This window comes from Buttiauxella noackiae, from assembly GCF_000737905.1.
GTDB lineage: Bacteria > Pseudomonadota > Gammaproteobacteria > Enterobacterales > Enterobacteriaceae > Buttiauxella > Buttiauxella noackiae.
On sequence record NZ_JPRU01000008.1, the window covers coordinates 1 to 18,955 of the forward strand.

18 protein-coding genes and 1 rRNA gene are annotated in these 18,955 nt (G+C 50.0%); 4 read left to right on the top strand and 15 right to left on the bottom strand.

Annotated elements, in window-relative coordinates; genetic code table 11:
* From IX31_RS21110 to pepQ, 5 genes are all read right to left on the bottom strand, one after another.
* Nucleotides 1–765 (bottom strand): 16S ribosomal RNA (locus tag IX31_RS21110); the annotation flags it as partial.
* A gap of 410 nt (nt 766–1,175) precedes the next feature.
* The gene (gene hemG, locus IX31_RS21115; protein ID WP_034461627.1) at nt 1,176–1,709 is read right to left on the bottom strand and encodes a menaquinone-dependent protoporphyrinogen IX dehydrogenase; all 534 of its coding nucleotides are present in this window, start codon (nt 1,707–1,709) and stop codon (nt 1,176–1,178) included.
* A gap of 12 nt (nt 1,710–1,721) precedes the next feature.
* On the bottom strand, nt 1,722–3,173 hold the full coding sequence (gene trkH, locus IX31_RS21120; RefSeq protein WP_034461629.1) for a Trk system potassium transporter TrkH: 1,452 nt from the start codon (nt 3,171–3,173) through the stop codon (nt 1,722–1,724).
* A 45-nt stretch (nt 3,174–3,218) separates the two neighbouring features.
* Nucleotides 3,219–3,830, bottom strand: coding sequence for an IMPACT family protein (locus IX31_RS21125; protein ID WP_034461631.1), 612 nt, complete (start codon nt 3,828–3,830; stop codon nt 3,219–3,221).
* Nucleotides 3,830–5,161, bottom strand: coding sequence for a Xaa-Pro dipeptidase (gene pepQ / locus IX31_RS21130; protein ID WP_034461632.1), 1,332 nt, complete (start codon nt 5,159–5,161; stop codon nt 3,830–3,832). Before pepQ ends, IX31_RS21125 begins: the two co-directional genes overlap by 1 nt.
* Nucleotides 5,162–5,355: 194 nt before the next feature.
* Here pepQ and fadB point away from each other — a divergent pair, with 194 nt between their 5' ends.
* The 3 genes from fadB (at nt 5,356) to IX31_RS21145 (ending at nt 9,347) form a co-directional block, all read left to right on the top strand.
* Nucleotides 5,356–7,545 (top strand): fatty acid oxidation complex subunit alpha FadB, encoded by a 2,190-nt coding sequence (gene fadB, locus IX31_RS21135; RefSeq protein ID WP_034461634.1) that lies wholly within the window; start codon nt 5,356–5,358, stop codon nt 7,543–7,545.
* A gap of 9 nt (nt 7,546–7,554) precedes the next feature.
* On the top strand, nt 7,555–8,718 hold the full coding sequence (fadA, locus tag IX31_RS21140; RefSeq protein ID WP_034461636.1) for an acetyl-CoA C-acyltransferase FadA: 1,164 nt from the start codon (nt 7,555–7,557) through the stop codon (nt 8,716–8,718).
* Between the two features lie 290 nt (nt 8,719–9,008).
* Entirely contained in the window at nt 9,009–9,347 is a 339-nt protein-coding gene (locus tag IX31_RS21145) for a hypothetical protein (RefSeq protein WP_034461637.1), read from the top strand.
* 46 nt (nt 9,348–9,393) lie between these two features.
* Here IX31_RS21145 and fre read toward each other — a convergent pair whose 3' ends face one another.
* On the bottom strand, nt 9,394–10,095 hold the full coding sequence (gene fre, locus IX31_RS21150) for an NAD(P)H-flavin reductase (RefSeq protein WP_034461638.1): 702 nt from the start codon (nt 10,093–10,095) through the stop codon (nt 9,394–9,396).
* A 47-nt stretch (nt 10,096–10,142) separates the two neighbouring features.
* Nucleotides 10,143–11,636: a 4-hydroxy-3-polyprenylbenzoate decarboxylase gene (ubiD, locus tag IX31_RS21155; protein WP_198528588.1), complete on the bottom strand. Its 1,494-nt coding sequence runs from the start codon at nt 11,634–11,636 to the stop codon at nt 10,143–10,145.
* A gap of 175 nt (nt 11,637–11,811) precedes the next feature.
* On the opposite strand from ubiD, the gene rfaH reads away from it, so the two are divergent.
* On the top strand, nt 11,812–12,300 hold the full coding sequence (gene rfaH / locus IX31_RS21160) for a transcription/translation regulatory transformer protein RfaH (RefSeq protein ID WP_034461641.1): 489 nt from the start codon (nt 11,812–11,814) through the stop codon (nt 12,298–12,300).
* Nucleotides 12,301–12,334: 34 nt separating this feature from the next.
* Here the strand turns inward: rfaH and hemB are convergent, their stop codons facing one another.
* The 8 genes from hemB to ubiE form a co-directional block, all read right to left on the bottom strand.
* Entirely contained in the window at nt 12,335–13,357 is a 1,023-nt protein-coding gene (hemB, locus tag IX31_RS21165) for a porphobilinogen synthase (protein WP_034461643.1), read from the bottom strand.
* A gap of 15 nt (nt 13,358–13,372) precedes the next feature.
* Complete coding sequence (gene tatD / locus IX31_RS21170) at nt 13,373–14,152, bottom strand: 3'-5' ssDNA/RNA exonuclease TatD (RefSeq protein ID WP_034461644.1); 780 nt, start codon at nt 14,150–14,152, stop codon at nt 13,373–13,375.
* A 42-nt stretch (nt 14,153–14,194) separates the two neighbouring features.
* Entirely contained in the window at nt 14,195–14,986 is a 792-nt protein-coding gene (tatC, locus tag IX31_RS21175) for a Sec-independent protein translocase subunit TatC (protein ID WP_034461647.1), read from the bottom strand.
* A 2-nt stretch (nt 14,987–14,988) separates the two neighbouring features.
* On the bottom strand, nt 14,989–15,540 hold the full coding sequence (gene tatB / locus IX31_RS21180; RefSeq protein ID WP_034461649.1) for a Sec-independent protein translocase protein TatB: 552 nt from the start codon (nt 15,538–15,540) through the stop codon (nt 14,989–14,991).
* A 3-nt stretch (nt 15,541–15,543) separates the two neighbouring features.
* Entirely contained in the window at nt 15,544–15,804 is a 261-nt protein-coding gene (gene tatA / locus IX31_RS21185) for a Sec-independent protein translocase subunit TatA (protein WP_034461651.1), read from the bottom strand.
* 83 nt (nt 15,805–15,887) lie between these two features.
* Nucleotides 15,888–17,528 carry a ubiquinone biosynthesis regulatory protein kinase UbiB gene (gene ubiB / locus IX31_RS21190; protein ID WP_034461652.1) on the bottom strand — a complete coding sequence of 547 codons (1,641 nt, stop codon included), beginning with the start codon at nt 17,526–17,528 and terminating at the stop codon, nt 15,888–15,890.
* Complete coding sequence (gene ubiJ, locus IX31_RS21195; RefSeq protein ID WP_034461654.1) at nt 17,525–18,130, bottom strand: ubiquinone biosynthesis protein UbiJ; 606 nt, start codon at nt 18,128–18,130, stop codon at nt 17,525–17,527. The genes ubiB and ubiJ overlap by 4 nt, the downstream gene beginning before the upstream one ends.
* Nucleotides 18,131–18,143: 13 nt before the next feature.
* Nucleotides 18,144–18,899, bottom strand: a complete 756-nt coding sequence (gene ubiE, locus IX31_RS21200) for a bifunctional demethylmenaquinone methyltransferase/2-methoxy-6-polyprenyl-1,4-benzoquinol methylase UbiE (protein WP_034461655.1) — start codon at nt 18,897–18,899, stop codon at nt 18,144–18,146.
* Between the last annotated feature and the right edge of the window lie 56 nt (nt 18,900–18,955).

An 18,955-nucleotide genomic window follows, 5' to 3' on the forward strand; every position in this document is an offset into this window, starting at 1 on the left:
TTCGCACCTGAACTTCATTCTTTGTCCAGGGGGCCGCCTTCGCCACCGKTATTCCTCCAGATCTCTACGCATTTCACCGCTACACCTGGAATTCTACCCCCCTCTACAAGACTCTAGCCTGCCAGTTTCGAATGCAGTTCCCAGGTTGAGCCCGGGGATTTCACATCCGACTTGACAGACCGCCTGCGTGCGCTTTACGCCCAGTAATTCCGATTAACGCTTGCACCCTCCGTATTACCGCGGCTGCTGGCACGGAGTTAGCCGGTGCTTCTTCTGCGAGTAACGTCAATCACTGCGGTTATTAACCACAATGCCTTCCTCCTCGCTGAAAGTACTTTACAACCCGAAGGCCTTCTTCATACACGCGGCATGGCTGCATCAGGCTTGCGCCCATTGTGCAATATTCCCCACTGCTGCCTCCCGTAGGAGTCTGGACCGTGTCTCAGTTCCAGTGTGGCTGGTCATCCTCTCAGACCAGCTAGGGATCGTCGCCTAGGTGAGCCATTACCTCACCTACTAGCTAATCCCATCTGGGCACATCTGATGGCAAGAGGCCCGAAGGTCCCCCTCTTTGGTCCGAAGACGTTATGCGGTATTAGCTACCGTTTCCAGTAGTTATCCCCCTCCATCAGGCAGTTTCCCAGACATTACTCACCCGTCCGCCGCTCGTCACCCAGGAGCAAGCTCCCTGTGCTACCGCTCGACTTGCATGTGTTAGGCCTGCCGCCAGCGTTCAATCTGAGCCATGATCAAACTCTTCAATTAAAAGCTTGATTTGCTTCAACTCGTGAAGCGGTGCTCAAAAATTAACTTTCGTAATAATTCAACTAAATGAATTACTGCTTGGTCACTCTTCAAGACTTGATATTTTTTGTGATACCCGAAGGTATCTGAGATATCAATCCTGCGAGTGCCCACACAGATTGTCTGATAAATTGTTAAAGAGCAGTGAGTTGCGCGCTTTCGCTTGCTAACTCGAGGTGGCGTATATTACGCTTTCCTCTTTCAGAGTCAAGCGATTATTTCGCGCTTTTCTCCAACTAACCAGCCGGTTTGTAAGCCGTTGTGCCGTGTCAGTGGAGGCGCAGTATAGGGATTTTCTGGAAGCTGACAAGTGTTTATTGCAAAAATATGACTGAGCGCGTTTTTTTTATCCAAAACGTGTATTTTGGACACTATTTGCTGTTTAAGTGCACTATCTCATGGGCAAAACGAGCTACCTGCGGCCAATCTGTATAAACAACTTCTTTGCTGATATCCGTTTCACCGCCAGTCATCTTCATAATCAAACGAATCATCATACGATCGTACCAACGATAACGCGGGTAACGCAGTGCTCCAGCGAATACGGCGCAGTGATTTGGTTGCCACGGCGAGTTCAACAAGAACTTACGTGTATAAGAGTTGGTTTGTGGTGAACGCTTCTCTGGTTTGCGTGCAACCAGGTTTACGGAAAAGAAAGCGCTTGGGATGTTGTTCAGCGCTTGCTGATGCTTCTTCACAAACGCCGCAACTGATGAATGAAAGTGTCCGTACCGAATAGACGCACCAATAACGACCCGCTCATAGTTATCCCAGGCAATATCTTTGGTGCGATGCAGATTAACCACATCGCTCTCTACACCAAGCTCTTTCAACTCAGATGCTATATAAGAAGCAATCTCACGAGTTTGACCATCACGGGTCGAAAACAGAATCAAAGTTCTCACTACAGGCTCCGGTTACTCTCGCCAGAAAGTTGGCGTGAACAGTACGAGTAAGGTAAACACTTCAAGACGGCCGAACAGCATGTTGGCAATCAATATCCATTTTGCCACTGGGTTCATGCTGGCAAAGTTGTCTGCCACAACACCCAACCCTGGGCCAAGGTTATTTAATGTTGCAGCAACGGAAGCAAAGGCTGAGAAGTCATCCACGCCAGTCGCAATAATTGCAAGCATGCTGACGATAAAGACCAGTGCATAAGCAGAGAAGAATCCCCATACCGCTTCAAGGATTCGTTCCGGTAACGCACGGTTCCCAAGCTTAATGCTATATACCGCGTTGGGGTGCACGAGGCGTTTAAGTTCACGGTTGCCTTGTTTGAACAGCAACAGAATACGAATGACCTTGAGGCCACCACCTGTTGAACCCGCACAGCCACCTATAAAAGCAGAGCACAATAACAACACAGGTAAAAACAGCGGCCAACGCGCAATACTGTCGGTGGTGAAGCCAGCGGTTGTCGCCATCGATACCACCTGGAAGAATGCCTGGTTCAGCGTGAGCAAAGCAGTCTGGTAAGTATTATGGAACCACAATACCAGGGTACAAATAGCCACCAGCGTCAGTTGCACGCCAATGAACATACGGAACTCAGGGTCGCGCCAGTAGACTTTTAAATTACGCCCACTTAATAAAGAGAAGTGCAGGCCATAGTTACAACCGGAGATCAGTAAGAAGATGGCGATAATAGTGTTAATTGTTGGGCTATCGAAATAGCCGATACTGGCGTCATGAGTGGAAAAACCGCCAATAGCGATAGTCGCAAAACTATGGCCTATTGCATCAAATGCAGGCATGCCCGCAAACCAGAGCGCCAGAGCGCACGCAACGGTTAACAAGACATAGATGAGCCACAGGGTTTTTGCTGTATCCGCGATACGCGGACGCATTTTATTATCTTTAAGCGGCCCTGGCATTTCAGCGCGATAAAGCTGCATCCCACCGACGCCCAGTATCGGCAAAATTGCCACGGCGAGAACAATGATCCCCATACCGCCAAACCACTGCAACATCTGCCGATAAAAGAGAATGGCGTGAGGAAGCGTATCGAGCCCAACGAGTGTTGTCGCCCCGGTAGTGGTTAAGCCCGAGAACGATTCAAAGAACGCATCGGTAATAGTGAGATTAGGCTGTTCCGCAAAAATAAAGGGCAACGCCCCCACACTCCCCAGCACTGTCCAGAACAATACGACGATCAGGAACCCTTCTCGAGGCTTGAGCTCGCTTTTCTGTCGTCTGTTAGGCCACCACAAAAAAGAACCAATGAGTAACGCTGCGAAGAAAGTCTGGGTGAAAGCTCGGCCAGCACCATCGCGATAAATTAAAGCTACCAACCCTGGAATAATCATGGTCACGGAAAAAAGAATAACTAACAGACCAACGATTCGGGTTATGGCGCGAAAATGCATTTCAGCCGCTTCCTTAACTATCAAAAAAATAACGAGAGGGAATTATTATTCAGCCGGCAATAAATGCAATGCACCGCGGCTAAAATCAGCAAGTCTGACTGAAAAGTCAGCGAATTTTGCCTGTGGCAATGCCACACGTAATAGTACAGATGCCTGGAAATCACTTTGCATCACAATACCGTCGTACTGCTTGAGCAGCGTTTCGATTCCCGCAAGCTGTGCGTAGTCACATTGCAAAGTATATTCGGTTAACGGAACTTTGAGCACAGTAGACAATTGGTTTAATGCCGCCTGCACACCACCGCCGTAGGCTTTGACCAAACCGCCTGTTCCGAGTTTGATTCCGCCAGAGTAGCGAACGACTACAGCAGTAATTTCACCTATGCCACTTCCCATAAGCTGGGCAAGCATTGGTTTTCCAGCAGTACCTGCAGGTTCGCCATCATCAGAAAAGCCTAACTGCTGCGAGTCATCCGGCGCACCAGCCACCCAGGCCCAGCAATGATGCCGGGCATCCGGGTGTTCAGAACGTGTTTTTTCAAGAAACGCTTTCGCCGCTATTACGCCAGTCGTATGCGCGACCAGCGTAATAAAGCGACTTTTCTTGATTTCCTCACTGACCGTAACGGACTCAGCAGGAATCAGCCAACTATCCATTACGCCAGTTTCAAATCACGCGTCATGTTTTCAACACTGTTTTCGTAAACAATGACGTTGTCTTCAATGCGAACACCACCGAAAGGTTTCATTGCTTCAATGCGCTGCCAGTCAAAGTGTTTGCTGTACTGGCCTTCGCGCCATGGCGCGAGTAAAGACTCAATGAAGTAAATGCCCGGCTCGATAGTCAGAACCATACGCGGCTCCAGAATACGCGTGCAGCGCAGATACGGATATTGAGAAGGAGCAGCAAGGTGCGTACCGGTATCATCCTGCATAAAGCCAGCGACATCATGAACCTGCAGACCCAACGGGTGACCCAAACCGTGCGGCATAAACGGCCCAGTAATACCGGTTTCTACCATCGCTTCTTCGCTAATGCCCGTAACTAGCTTATGGCGGTTCAGCAACTTCGCGATACGTTGATGGAACTGAATATGATAATCGGTATAGCGCACCCCCGCTTTCAGGGTGTCAATTAACGCAAGTTGCTCGGTGTTAACGTCTTTCACCAATTGAGCATAATCATTGTCGCTATTAGCCGACCAGGTACGCGTTAAATCAGCCGCATAGCCGTTGTATTCCGCGCCAGCATCTAAAAGGAAGCTACGCATTTCCGCAGGCGCACGATTATCTAATTTGGTGTAGTGCAGAACTGCTGCGTGCTCGTTGAGTGCCACAATATTGCCATATGGCACATCGGTATCGCGGTGTCCGGTTGCCGTCAAATAAGCCAGGTTGATATCAAACTCGCTCATTCCAGACAAGAAGGCTTCATGAGCTGCCTGGTGGCCAACCACTGCGGTTTTCTGCGCTTCACGCATACACGCCAATTCATAATCTGTTTTATAAGAGCGATGGTAATGCAGGTAATCAATCACCCCTTTCGGATTGATATTCGCACCCTGAATTTCAAGCTGCACAGCACGCTCTGGCACAGGGCCGATGTAACCGATATTGCCACGTGCGGCAGGCAACTGGCTGCCAATGCCATCTGCTTTTGGCAAAGCAATGACTTCAATTTCGTCAGTCCAGAAGGATTCTGGCAGCGGCTCAACGTTGTGCCAGTAATCAACCGGCAAGTAGAACCACAGTTTCGGTTTGTTAACACCATCCACCAGCAGCCAGCAGTTTGGCACTTGTGTCACCGGAACCCAGGCTTTGAATTGTGGGTTAACTTTGAACGGATACGGATGATCATCGAGGAAGACGTTGACCAGCTCGCCCGAGTGAATCAACAGCGCGTCGAGATTAAAACGCGCCAGAACATTGCGGGTACGCTCCTGCAAAGTTGCCACATGATCTTTATAAAGTGAGGCCAGTGAATCCATGATTTACCCTTCTGTTTTTTTCATAAACTGAACGCCACGCATCTTAGCACACCGTAAAGTTTGCGAACTTATTTCCAGTGGCTGTGATCATCTTTGCAAATATTTAAAGAGTTATTTGCATTTCATTAACATCAATTCCACACTCCTCTCCATCTGGTACGACCAGATCCCATTGCTGGATTCAGGAGACTGACATGCTCTACCAAGGTGAAACCTTACATCTCGACTGGCTGGAAGATGGCATCGCAGAATTGGTATTCGATGCACCCGGCTCAGTGAATAAACTCGACACCGCGACCGTAGCAAGCCTCGGCCACGCGCTGGATGTGCTGGAAAAGCAGCCGCAGTTAAAAGGCCTGCTGCTCAGTTCCAATAAAGCAGCGTTTATCGTTGGCGCTGATATTACCGAATTCCTGTCGCTGTTCCTGGTTCCAGCGGAGCAACTGACTCACTGGCTGCAATTTGCCAACAGCGTTTTCAATCGCCTGGAAGATTTACCGGTCCCTACCATTTCGGCAGTTAATGGTTATGCCCTGGGCGGCGGATGTGAATGTGTCCTGGCAACAGATTACCGTCTGGCCACGCCTGACACCCGTATCGGCCTGCCGGAAACCAAGCTGGGCATCATGCCTGGTTTCGGTGGCTCTGTGCGTCTGCCACGTTTACTGGGAGCTGACAGCGCGCTGGAGATTATCACCGCCGGGAAAGATGTTGGTGCAGTTGAAGCACAAAAACTCGGTTTAGTTGACGGTGTCGTCAAAACTGAAAAACTGCGCGATGGCGCACTGGCAATACTGCGCCAGGCGATTAGTGGCGATCTGGACTGGAAAGCCAAACGCGCACCGAAGCTCCAACCTCTGAAACTGAGCAAAATCGAAGCCACCATGAGCTTCACCATTGCTAAGAGCATGGTGATGCAAATTGCCGGTAAACACTATCCTGCTCCGATGACGGCAGTAAAAACCATTGAAGCCGCGGCGCGTCTGGGGCGTGATGAAGCATTAAAACTGGAGACTCAAAGTTTCGTGCCGTTGGCACGTTCCAATGAGGCCCGTGCGCTGGTCGGGATTTTCCTTAACGACCAATACATAAAAGGTCAGGCGAAAAAGCTGACCAAAAATACCGAAACCCCGAAACAGGCAGCCGTTCTTGGTGCCGGGATCATGGGCGGCGGCATTGCTTACCAGTCTGCCTGGAAAGGCATACCGGTATTAATGAAGGATATTAATGAAAAGTCGCTGGAACTGGGTATTAACGAGGCCAGTAAGCTACTGAACAAACAGCTCGAACGCGGCAAAATCGACGGCATGAAACTGGCAGGTGTAATTGCCACTATTCATCCGACGCTCGATTACGCCGGTTTTGAGCGTGTCGATGTAGTGGTTGAAGCGGTTGTTGAAAACCCGAAAGTGAAGAAAGCCGTTCTGGCAGAAGTGGAAGATAAAGTACGTCCAGATACCGTTCTGGCGTCAAACACATCGACCATTCCTATTGGCGAGTTGGCAAACAGCCTGAAGCGCCCGGAAAACTTCTGCGGCATGCACTTCTTTAACCCTGTGCATCGCATGCCGTTAGTCGAAGTCATTCGTGGAGATAAAACGTCTGAGCAAACTATCGCGAAGGTCGTGGCGTGGGCCAGCAAAATGGGCAAAACCCCGATCGTTGTGAACGACTGCCCAGGCTTCTTCGTCAACCGCGTGCTGTTCCCGTACTTTGCAGGCTTTAGCCAACTGATGCGCGACGGTGCCGATTTCCGCCAAATCGACAAAGTGATGGAAAAGCAGTTTGGTTGGCCGATGGGCCCGGCGTATCTGCTAGACGTGGTTGGTATTGATACCGCGCACCACGCGCAAGCTGTGATGGCGGCAGGTTTCCCACAGCGTATGCAGAAAGATTATCGCGATGCGGTTGATGCGATGTTTGACGCAGGCCGTTACGGCCAGAAAACCCAGCAGGGTTTCTATCGCTACAAACAAGACAGCAAAGGCAAGCCGCGTAAAGAACAAGACGAAGCCACCGACAGCCTGCTGGCAGATGTCAGCAAGCCACGTCAAAACTTCAGCGACGAAGAGATCATTGCTCGCATGATGATCCCAATGGTCAACGAAGTGGTGCGTTGCCTGGAAGAAGGCATTATCGCAAGCCCGGCAGAAGCTGATATGGCTCTGGTTTACGGCCTGGGATTCCCTCCGTTCCACGGCGGTGCCTTCCGCTGGTTAGACACCATCGGCAGCGCCAAATATCTCGATATGGCTCAGCAGTATGAGCATCTAGGCCCGCTATACCAGGTGCCTGATGGTCTGCGTACAAAAGCGTCCCGTAATGAGCCGTACTATCCACCGGTTGAAGCCGCGCGCCCAACCAGTGACCTGAAAAGTGCCTGAGGAGTGATCATGGAAAAGGTTGTAATTGTTGATGCCATCCGCACCCCGATGGGCCGTTCAAAAGGCGGGGCGTTCCGTAATCTGCGCGCGGAAGATCTTTCCGCCCATTTGATGCGTGGGATTCTCTCACGCAACCCGGCACTTGAAGCCGCAGCACTCGATGATATTTATTGGGGATGCGTGCAGCAGACACTGGAGCAAGGTTTTAATATTGCGCGTAATGCATCACTGCTGGCAGAAATCCCACATTCGGTCCCGGCTGTAACCGTAAACCGGTTGTGTGGTTCTTCAATGCAGGCACTGCACGATGCTGCTCGTATGATTCAAACCGGTGATGCACATGCTTGTCTGATTGGCGGCGTGGAACATATGGGCCATGTGCCGATGAGCCACGGTGTTGATTTCCATCCGGGTCTGAGTCGTAACGTTGCAAAAGCGGCTGGAATGATGGGCTTAACCGCCGAAATGCTGTCGCGCATGCACGGTATCAGCCGTGAGATGCAGGACCAGTTTGCTGCTCGTTCACACCAACGAGCCTGGGCTGCGACAGAAGCAGGTCATTTCAAAAATGAAATTCTGCCGACCAGCGGCCATGACGCAGACGGCGTGCTCAAACGTTTTGATTACGATGAAGTCATTCGTCCAGAAACAACCGTTGAAGGGCTGGCGGCGCTGAAACCTGCGTTTGACCCGGTCAACGGTACCGTCACGGCGGGTAGCTCTTCTGCTCTTTCCGATGGCGCATCAGCGATGTTGCTGATGAGCGAAACACGGGCCAAAGAACTCGGCCTAAAGATTCGCGCATACGTCCGCTCAATGGCCGTTGTTGGCTGTGACCCTTCAATTATGGGTTACGGGCCGGTTCCGGCATCACAATTGGCGTTGAAAAAAGCGGGCCTGACTGCTGCTGACATCGACCTGTTTGAGATGAATGAAGCGTTCGCCGCACAGATCCTGCCATGTATTAAAGATCTGGGCCTGATGGATAAGATCGACGACAAAATTAACCTGAATGGTGGTGCGATTGCACTGGGTCACCCGTTGGGTTGTTCCGGTACTCGTATTAGCACCACGTTGTTGAATCTGATGGAACGCCGCGATGCGCAGTTTGGCCTCGCCACCATGTGCATCGGGTTGGGACAGGGTATTGCCACTGTAATTGAACGCGTTTAGACGTTTTCTTTGTCGTTTTTTCAAAGCCATTGGTGCTATGGCACGGCGGCAACTGAGTGAATCCCCGGGAGCATGGAGCATAGATAACTATGTGACCGGGGTGAACTAAGGCAGCCAACAAAGCTATAGCTTCAATGAGGCAGAAAAAAGTTTAGTTGCCGTTTTTCCCGCCTGTCAGGGGCGGGTTTTTTCTTTTCCCCGAACCTCCCTCGTTGTACATATATTGCTCTGACTATCTCAACGTTCTATATTTCGCCTGGCTATGACGCCATTCTAATTAAGGGAATAAGATGAAGATTGTTCAGGCTTTACTGATGACCAGCCTGTGTCTGGCCTCTATCGGGGCCAATGCAGCAGAATCTGGTGATGTCAAAATGGCTAAAGATTGCCTGGCTTATGGAAAGCGGGTCATGAAAAACAGTCCAGATATGATGGACTTGTTAAATCAGGCAAAAATAAAAAACGAAGGGATTCAGATTAACAGATACGAAGAAAAGCTAGGCAAGCAGCCTGTGTCTAGCGAGGTTGTGGCAACGATTAGCAGTTCGCAAAAAAGGCTCGGCTCTATACTGTGTCTGTATGAATCAGACAAAAAACCGCTCTATTTCCATTACACACCGTTTGAATAAACGTTGTTAACACTTGGCCACCGTAGAAAACGGTGGCCTTTATGCATCAGATAAACGAGAACGCATCACCAAACATACGATCAACCTGCGCACTACGTTCATTGCAGAACAAGTCGCGGGCAATTTTCGCCATCTCAAAACGCCCGGCAATATAGATGTCGTGCCCGGCAAGCGTTCCGTAATCCTGCATTACCGCAGTTAACACTGTGCCAGTACGTCCACGCCAACCTTCTTCCGGTTGTTCAACAACCGCTTCAACACGCAGATTTGGGTGAACCACGGACAGCGCTTCCAGCTCAGACAGATCATAAAGATGTTTATCTTCACGGCCGCCCCAGTAAATCGCGATTTCACGTTGTGGATTACGCGCAAGAGCCGTCAGCAAAATTGAACGCACATAAGAGAAGCCGGTGCCGCCTGCAATCAGAATCAGCGGACGATCTTCGTCGTCACGCAGCCAGGCGTCGCCGTGTGGAATATCAACAACGATCTCTTTTTCTTTCAAAATACGGTCCATCACCGCCATGGCGTACAGATTAATCTCTGACGCGCCAATGTGCAGCTCGATAAACTCGTGGTCGCTCGGCGTGGATGCCATGGAGAACGGGCGTTTGTCGCGCTCATCCATCACCACCATCAAATACTGCCCGGCCTGAAAGGAGAACTTCGCTTCCGGCAGTAATCGAACGCGATATACCGTATCAGTTATCGCTTCTACCGAGGTCACTTTACAGCTTAAGGTTGTCATGCTTCCCCTCTGTCGGGTCAATAATGCAAAACCGTAAAATCCGCCACTCAGGCGTTTTTACTGTCGTCGAAAATAGCCAGTTCATCCCAGATTGCATCAATACGCGCACATACTTCTGCATCTTTCTTAATAGGACGACCCCATTCACGTTGGGTTTCCCCAGGCCATTTATTGGTGGCATCCAGTCCCATTTTTGAACCAAGACCGGAAACCGGCGAGGCAAAATCCAGGTAATCAATTGGCGTGTTTTCTACCAGTACGGTATCACGCGCCGGGTCCATACGCGTGGTGATGGCCCAAATTACATCGTTCCAGTCACGCGCGTTGACATCATCATCACAAACGATGACAAACTTGGTGTACATAAACTGTCGCAGGAAAGACCAGACTCCCATCATCACGCGCTTAGCATGGCCCGCGTATTGCTTCTTAATGGTGACAACCGCAAGGCGATAAGAGCAGCCTTCCGGCGGCAGATAAAAATCAACAATTTCCGGGAACTGCTTTTGCAGAATCGGCACAAACACTTCATTCAGCGCAACACCCAGAACCGCGGGCTCATCGGGTGGGCGTCCGGTGTAAGTTGAGTGATAAATTGCATTCTGCCGCTGAGTAATATGCGTCACGGTAAATACCGGGAAGTCATCTACTTCATTGTAGTAACCCGTGTGGTCACCATATGGCCCTTCCGGTGCCATTTCACCTGGCTCGATATAGCCTTCCAGCACAATTTCCGCACTGGCAGGCACTTCGAGGTCGTTGGAAATACACTTCACGACTTCGGTTTTTGTGCCACGTAGCAAACCGGCGAACGCATATTCGGAAAGCGTATCAGGCACCGGCGTTACCGCGCCAAGAATAGTCGCAGGATCCGCGCCTAACGCAACTGAAACAGGGAAACGCTCACCCGGATGTTCAGCACACCACTCCTGGAAATCAAGCGCACCGCCGCGATGCGACAACCAACGCATGATCAGTTTGTTTTTACCAATAAGCTGCTGGCGATAAATGCCCAGATTCTGACGCTCTTTATGCGGGCCACGCGTTACCGTCAGACCCCAGGTAATCAGCGGTGCTGCATCTTCCGGCCAGCATTGCATGATAGGGATGCGGGATAAATCGACTTCATCACCTTCCCAAATTTGTTCCTGACAAGGGGCGTTACGCAGCCGCTTAGTCGGCATATTCAGGACTTGTTTAAACTGTGGCAGCTTATCGAACAAGTCGCGGAAACCTTTCGGTGGCTCCGGCTCTTTCAGGAAGGCCAGTAACTTACCCACTTCGCGTAGCGCCGACACATCTTCCTGCCCCATCCCCATCGCGACACGCTTTGGTGTGCCAAACAGGTTGCACAACACTGGCATGTCGTACCCTTTAGGGTTCTCAAAAAGCAGCGCAGGACCATTGGCGCGCAAAGTACGATCGGCAATTTCAGTCATTTCCAGGTACGGGTCGACTGGCATTGCGATACGCTTTAGCTCACCGCGTTGTTCGAGTAGTTCCAGAAAGTCGCGTAGGTCGTGGTATTTCATGCAATTAATCGTAGTCAGGATTTGGCGCTCATTATACGGGCTTCATGCACAGCATGCTGTATTTTTGTTAATAACGCGTAAATGCTTATCTGATGACCAATCAGTGATTGGTTATACCTGAGCCGTCTATCCCTGATAACGGCCTTTTGCTATTCTTCCTCGGTTAATGAGGAAAAGAGAAACTATGGAATCCTGGTATTTGTTGTACTGCAAACGAGGTCAATTACTACGGGCGCAAGAGCATCTCGAGCGTCAGGAAGTGAATTGCCTTACCCCGATGATCAAAATTGAAAAGATCGTTCGAGGCAAACGCACTGCGGTCGATGAACCATTATTCCCAAACTATATGTTTGTCCGGTTTGACCCTGAAAATATTCATACTACAACCATAAACTCCACTCGCGGTGTGAGCCATTTCGTTCGTTTCGGCAGCCTGCCGGCTACTGTACCGAGTGATGTGATTGAGCAGCTCATCAACCACACCCCAGAGAACGTTCTGGACCCGGATACGCCGTACGAAGGTGATCGCGTGGTGATAACCGAAGGGGCGTTCGAAGGCCTGGAGGCGATTTTTAGCGAACCAGACGGAGAAGCCCGCTCTATGCTGCTGCTCAACTTGTTGAATAAACAAGTGATGCAGAGCGTGAAGAATACGGATTTCAAAAAGACATAAAAAAGGCCAGCGATGACTGGCCCTACATTTGACTCTAGCGCTGCATTTGCTCATCGTGTAGCCACTGCGCTACACGCTTCGAGAAGTACGTCAGCACGCCATCTGCCCCAGCGCGTTTAAAGCACAGCAACGATTCCATGATAGCCGGTTTTTCTGCCAACCAACCGTTCTGGATTGCGGCCATATGCATCGCATATTCACCAGAAACCTGGTAGGCGAAAGTCGGCACGCCAAAGGTGTCTTTCACGCGGCGAACCACATCCAGATACGGCATACCTGGTTTCACCATCACCATATCAGCACCTTCTTGCAGATCCTGCGCAACTTCTTGCAACGCTTCATCGCCATTGGCCGGGTCCATCTGATAGGTCTTTTTATTGCCACCTTTCAAGTTGCCGGATGAACCAATTGCGTCACGGAACGGGCCGTAATAGCAGGATGCGTATTTCGCGGCATAAGACATAATCTGGGTATTCACAAAACCATCCAGCTCAAGCTGATCGCGAATCGCCCCGATACGACCATCCATCATATCGCTTGGCGCGATGATTTCAGCCCCGGCTTCTGCATGAGACAGCGCCTGACGCACCAGAATTTCACGCGTAATGTCGTTAATAACGTAACCGTCTGCATCAATCACGCCATCCTGACCGTGAGTGGTATACGGATCAAGCGCAACGTCAGTCAGCAGACCCAATTCCGGCACGGCATCTTTCAGGGCACGAACCGCACGCTGAACCAGACCATTCGGATTATAAGCTTCTTCAGCATGCAGAGACTTTCCTGCGCTCTCGATGACCGGGAACAGGGACAGCACCGGTACACCTAGCTTCGCAACGGCTTCCGCTTCTTTGAGCAGCAAATCGATAGTCATACGGTAAACGCCCGGCATTGACGCCACTTCTTCCTGACGATTCTGACCTTCCATCACAAAAACAGGGTAGATCAGGTCGTTAACCGTTAGTTGATTCTCTGCCACAAGGCGACGGCTGAAATCATGGCGACGGACGCGGCGCATACGGCGGCCAGGAAACGTACCTGGAAATGCATAGCTCATTTACTTTCTCCTGAATTAAGCCAGCCGGAAAAGACGGCGGGCATTGTCATCTGTTACTTGCGCAAGCCAGGCAGGATCTTCTCCACGCCATTGGGCCACCTTGTTCAGGATATGTGGCAAGTAGCAGGGTTCGTTCCGGCGGGAAGCAGGTTTTGGTTTTAGATCCCGCGGTAACAAATAGGGGGCATCGGTTTCCAGCAACAGTTGATTTGCGGGAATCACGGGTAACAACTCACGTAGTTCAAGGCCACGGCGCTCATCGCACACCCAACCGGTCACGCCAATAAAAAGTCCACGTGCCAGACACTCACGAGCTTCATTTTCTGTACCGGTAAAGCAGTGCAGCACCACACCAGGCAATTTATCGAGCCAGGGGTCAAGCAGAGCAATAAAGCGTTCGTGTGCTTCACGGCAATGTAAAAATACCGGCATCATCAGGTCAGCCGCAAGGACCAGTTGTGCGGTAAAAGCACGCTCTTGTTCAGCAGGTGTTGAGAAATTACGGTTGAAATCCAGGCCACACTCGCCGATTGCAACCACTTCAGAGGCACCAGCAAGTTTGCGAATGGCCTCTGCCGTTTCGTCTTGCCACTGGCTGGCATCATGAGGGTGAACGCCAGCCGTGGACCAACATCCTTGATACTGTTGCGCCAGTAACAAAGCCTGCTGACTTTCATGCAGATTCGTACCGGTCAGCAACATGCCACTGACTCCCGCTGAATGCGCGCGAGCGACAACCTCTGCGTGGTCTTTCGCAAACTGTGAGCTGGTAAGATTTACACCGATATCAAACATAGCGCCTTCCAAACGACGACCGCCCTGATGGGCGGCCTGAAATTATGACTCTTTATTAGAGTGTTGGTCTTCTGCTTCTGGAGCATCTTCCGGGTCTTCTTCACCTCTTCTACGTCCTTTACCGACATAGAAACGAGAGAAGAACACACCGACTTCAAACAGGCAGTACATCGGAATTGCCAGCAGTGTTTGCGAGAAGACATCTGGCGGAGTCAACAGCATGCCAACCACAAATGCACCAACCAGAATGTACGGGCGCTTTTTCTTTAACGCTTCCGGGCTGGTTACACCCATCCAGCACAAAAGAATAATCGCCACCGGTACTTCAAACGCCACACCAAATGCCATAAACAATGCCATGACAAAATCGAGGTATTTCGTTATGTCAGTAGACATCACGACGCCTATAGGCGCGGTTTTCGTCAGGAACCCAAACGCTAGCGGGAACACCACGAAATAGGCAAAAGCGATGCCGATATAAAACAGCATCGTGCTGGAGAACAGCAGTGGCATAACCAGTTTGCGCTCGTGTTTATAAAGCGCAGGCGCAATAAACGCCCAGATTTGATAAAGAATGACCGGTGCTGACAGGAAAACCGAGACATAAATCGTCAGTTTAATTGGCGCAAAAAACGGTGATGCGACATCGGTGGCAATCATCGTCGAGCCTATCGGCATCTGGCTGATAAGCGGTGCGGAGACGATTTGGTAAATGTCATTGGCAAAGTAAACCAGTGCCAGGAAAATCACCAGCACAGCGATAATGCTATTTAACAGTCGCTTGCGTAGCTCAATCAGATGGCTGATAAGCGGTTGGGTATCTTCTACGGCCATGTTTACTGTTTATCACTCGAAGGTTGAGAAGACGCTGGTATTTTGACTGGTTCTGCCACGGGTTTAATCTGAGGCTGGATCAACTCGTCAGAAACTGCCACAGGTGCAGGAACTGTTTCAGACTCAACGGCAGGAGCCTGATCGGGCGCACTGGCCTGGTGTGCAGCAGTGGCTGGTGTCACGCCGTCGTGCATATCCTCGGCATCTTTTATCAATGGGTTATGAATAGTATGAGCCTCGTCGCTCCCCTTTTCAGGTTCATGAGTATACGAGCGCTTCATTGACTCAGCGGCTTGACGCAGCTCATCCATTGATGCTTTTAGCTCCGGAGTGAGATTATCCATGCTCGCTTTTTCAACCTTCTTAAGGCTGTCTTGCAACTCCTGGATTTTCAGTTCCTGAACCAGTTCATTTTGCACAGTTGCCGCGAGCGAACGCAAAGCGCGAACCCAACCGACAACCGTTTTAACTGCCACAGGCAAACGTTGTGGCCCGAGGACAATCAGGCCAATCACGAATACCAGCAGCAACTCACTGAAACCAATATCGAACACGGTTTACACCTGCTCTTTATCGTTGCTCTTTGCTTCGTCTTTTTTCACTTCGCCAGGCTGCTTATCTGCAAGCGTTTTCGCTGTGAAATCAGCATCCTGAACGGATTTATCTTTCTCTTTATCTTCATCATCGCTCATGGCCTTTTTAAAGCCTTTGATGGATGCGCCCAAATCAGAACCGATAGAACCCAGTTTCTTGGTGCCGAAAAGCAGAACGACGATCACGGCAATGATCAACAATTGCCAAATACTGATACCACCCATAATGTTGCCTCAAATCACAGTGATGAATAGATTACGGCCTGTATTGTACCGCACGTTGTCTGTTAAAAACGATTAAAAACAACTCAGGTTGAGCGCCGCCAGCCGATCAACCAGGTCACAATACCCCCGGCCATCAACCAGGCAGGCATAAATTCCCATTCTGGTTTATTAATCAATAATAAAGTCCCGCTTAACATCAGCGTAGCGCCAATACCAAACAAATAGCGCGATTGCGATTGACGTACCTGATTGCGTTGCAAATCTCGCGTTATTTTATCAACACTGTGCTGTAATTGTTTACCCTGGCGCAAACTGTCGTACATCAATTCTGGCAATTCTGGCATTTTTTCTATCCAGAACGGTGCTTTTTCTTTAAAAGAACGGATAAGTGCAGGAATCCCCACCTGATCTTTGATCCAATCTTCCAGGAAAGGTTTGGCGGTTTTCCATAAATCCAGTTGCGGATAAAGCTGCCTTCCAAGCCCTTCAACGTAAAGTAGCGTCTTTTGCAGTAAAACAAGCTGTGGCTGAACTTCCATATTAAAGCGACGTGCCGTATTGAACAGGTTCAGCAGCACATGGCCAAAGGAAATTTCCGCTAATGGCTTTTCAAAGATAGGCTCGCAAACGGTACGAATGGCAAATTCGAAGTCTTCGACATTGGTGTCTGGCGGTACCCAACCTGAATCCACATGCAGTTCAGCGACTTTACGATAATCGCGATTAAAGAAGGCGATAAAGTTTTCTGCCAGATAGCGCTTATCTTCTTTATTGAGCGAACCCACAATGCCGCAGTCGATACCAATGTATTGCGGGTCTTCTGGATGGTCGTAACTGACAAAGATATTGCCTGGGTGCATATCGGCATGGAAGAAGCTGTCACGGAACACCTGAGTGAAGAAGACCTGCACTCCGCGTTCTGCCAACAGTTTCATATTGGTACCTTGCTGATGCAGCATCGCAATATCAGAAACCGGAATACCGTAAATTCGCTCCATCACCATCATGTCCTGACTGCAATAGTCTGAGAACACTTCCGGCACATACAACATCGAACTGCCTTCAAAATTGCGGCGCAACTGAATGGCGTTTGCCGACTCGCGCAGCAAATTTAGCTCATCAATTAAGGTCTTCTCATATTCGCGTACAACTTCAAGCGGGCGCAAACGGCGGCCATCAGGCAGCAAACGCGGCACCCATCGTGCGAGACGATAGATGAGTTTCATATCCGCTTTGATGATCGGCAGAATATCCGGACGAATAACTTTGATAACCACTTCTCGCCCATTCTCTTTCAGACGAGCGGTATGGACCTGTGCAATGGAAGCTGACGCGAGCGGCTTGATTTCAAAATCGTCAAACCAGGCTTCTACAGGAAGCCCTCCCATCGCTTGTTCGATTTGTTTTTTAGCTAATGCTCCGTCAAACGGTGCAACGCGATCCTGCAACATAGCCAGTTGATCGGCAATTTGCGGCGGGAACAAGTCACGACGTGTAGAAAGCATCTGCCCAAACTTGATCCACACCGGGCCAAGCTCTTGTAAAGCCAGACGTAAACGCTCACCCAGAAGTTTTTCTTTATGGCGGTTTGGCATCCAGAACAGCATACGCCGCCAGATACGTAATGGCAGTGTAATGCGGACACGAGGTATCAGTTCATCCAGACCATAACTAAGAAAAGTGCGGACAATGAAATAGAGGCGACGAATTTCTCCAGGCGTCATTTGTTCTCCAGTTTGTTCAGTCGCGCGATGAGTGCGTCAACATTCCTTTCGACTGCTGCCGTTTCCTCAGCAAACCATGCAACCTCAAGCGATCCCGGTGCCATTTTCCACTCTTCCGTAATGGCTTCTGACAGGTATTGCTGATTACGAGTAAATCCTTTTTTGAATAACTTACCGCCACCACGGATAACCTTGCTGATACCTTCGGCGGCAATATCGCCAATATACGGAGCTAACAGTTCGGCTGGGTCAAATTCGGCAAGATCCGTCAAAGCAACCCAATTCTGGACCACCTGAAGATCGCCTTGTACTTCCAATTCACCGCTGCGAATTAGCGCAGTAAGCTGCTGCCTGTCGCGTAGTTTTGGCAAGGTGCTAAGCCCTGTGATCACCAGGCAATCGGCTTCGCCTTCCCACTGGGCTAAGACATCAATTTGCTGTTCGCTAAAGACCAAAACGATAGGCGATGAAAACTCTTTGAGTTCAAGACGCAACACCTTACCCACTAAGCGCTGACGTGCCGCTTTCAGTCCCCGATCGCGCCAGAGAAAAGTATTAAGGATATTTTCAATTCCGGCAGTCATTAGCGGCGTAAAAGGCATCACGAACTCCCTGTCAGAATTTATAGCCACGGTGCAGAGCAACTACGCCAGCGGTCAGGTTGAAATAGGTGGTATTTTCAAAGCCAGTATCTTCCATCATCGCTTTCAATGTTTCTTGATCAGGATGCATGCGAATAGACTCAGCCAGGTAGCGGTAGCTTTCTGCATCCTGCGCAACAATTTCACCGATACGCGGTAAAATGTGGAAGGAGTATGCATCGTAAGCTTTGCTCAGTGGTTCGATAATTGGTTTGGAGAATTCCAGCACCAGCAGGCGGCCACCTGGTTTTAACACGCGGTACATCGAACGCAGTGCTTTCTCTTTGTCTGTCACATTACGCAGGCCGAAAGAGATAGTGATGCAATCAAAAAAGTTATCCGGGAATGGCAAAGCTTCAGCGTTAGCCTGAACATAGTTCACGTTGCCAACCACACCGATGTTGCGTAGTTTTTCACGGCCCATTTTCAGCATGGAATCGTTGATATCCGCAAGAACCACTTCGCCTGTTTCGCCAACCAGACGGGAAAACTTCGCGGTCAAATCGCCAGTCCCGCCGGCCAAATCCAGTACACGCTGACCACGGCGAACACCACTGCAATCAATGGTAAAACGCTTCCAGATACGATGGATGCCGAATGACATCAGGTCATTCATCACGTCGTATTTTGCCGCTACAGAATGGAACACATGAGCGACCATATCGGCCTTTTGTTCCTTCGCTACAGTGCGGAAGCCAAAGTGTGTTGTTTCCTGGGATTCTTCAACCATCTCGATGCCTGCTTATCCAAAAAATGTTTGTGAAGTGTAACAGAATGAGGCCTAAA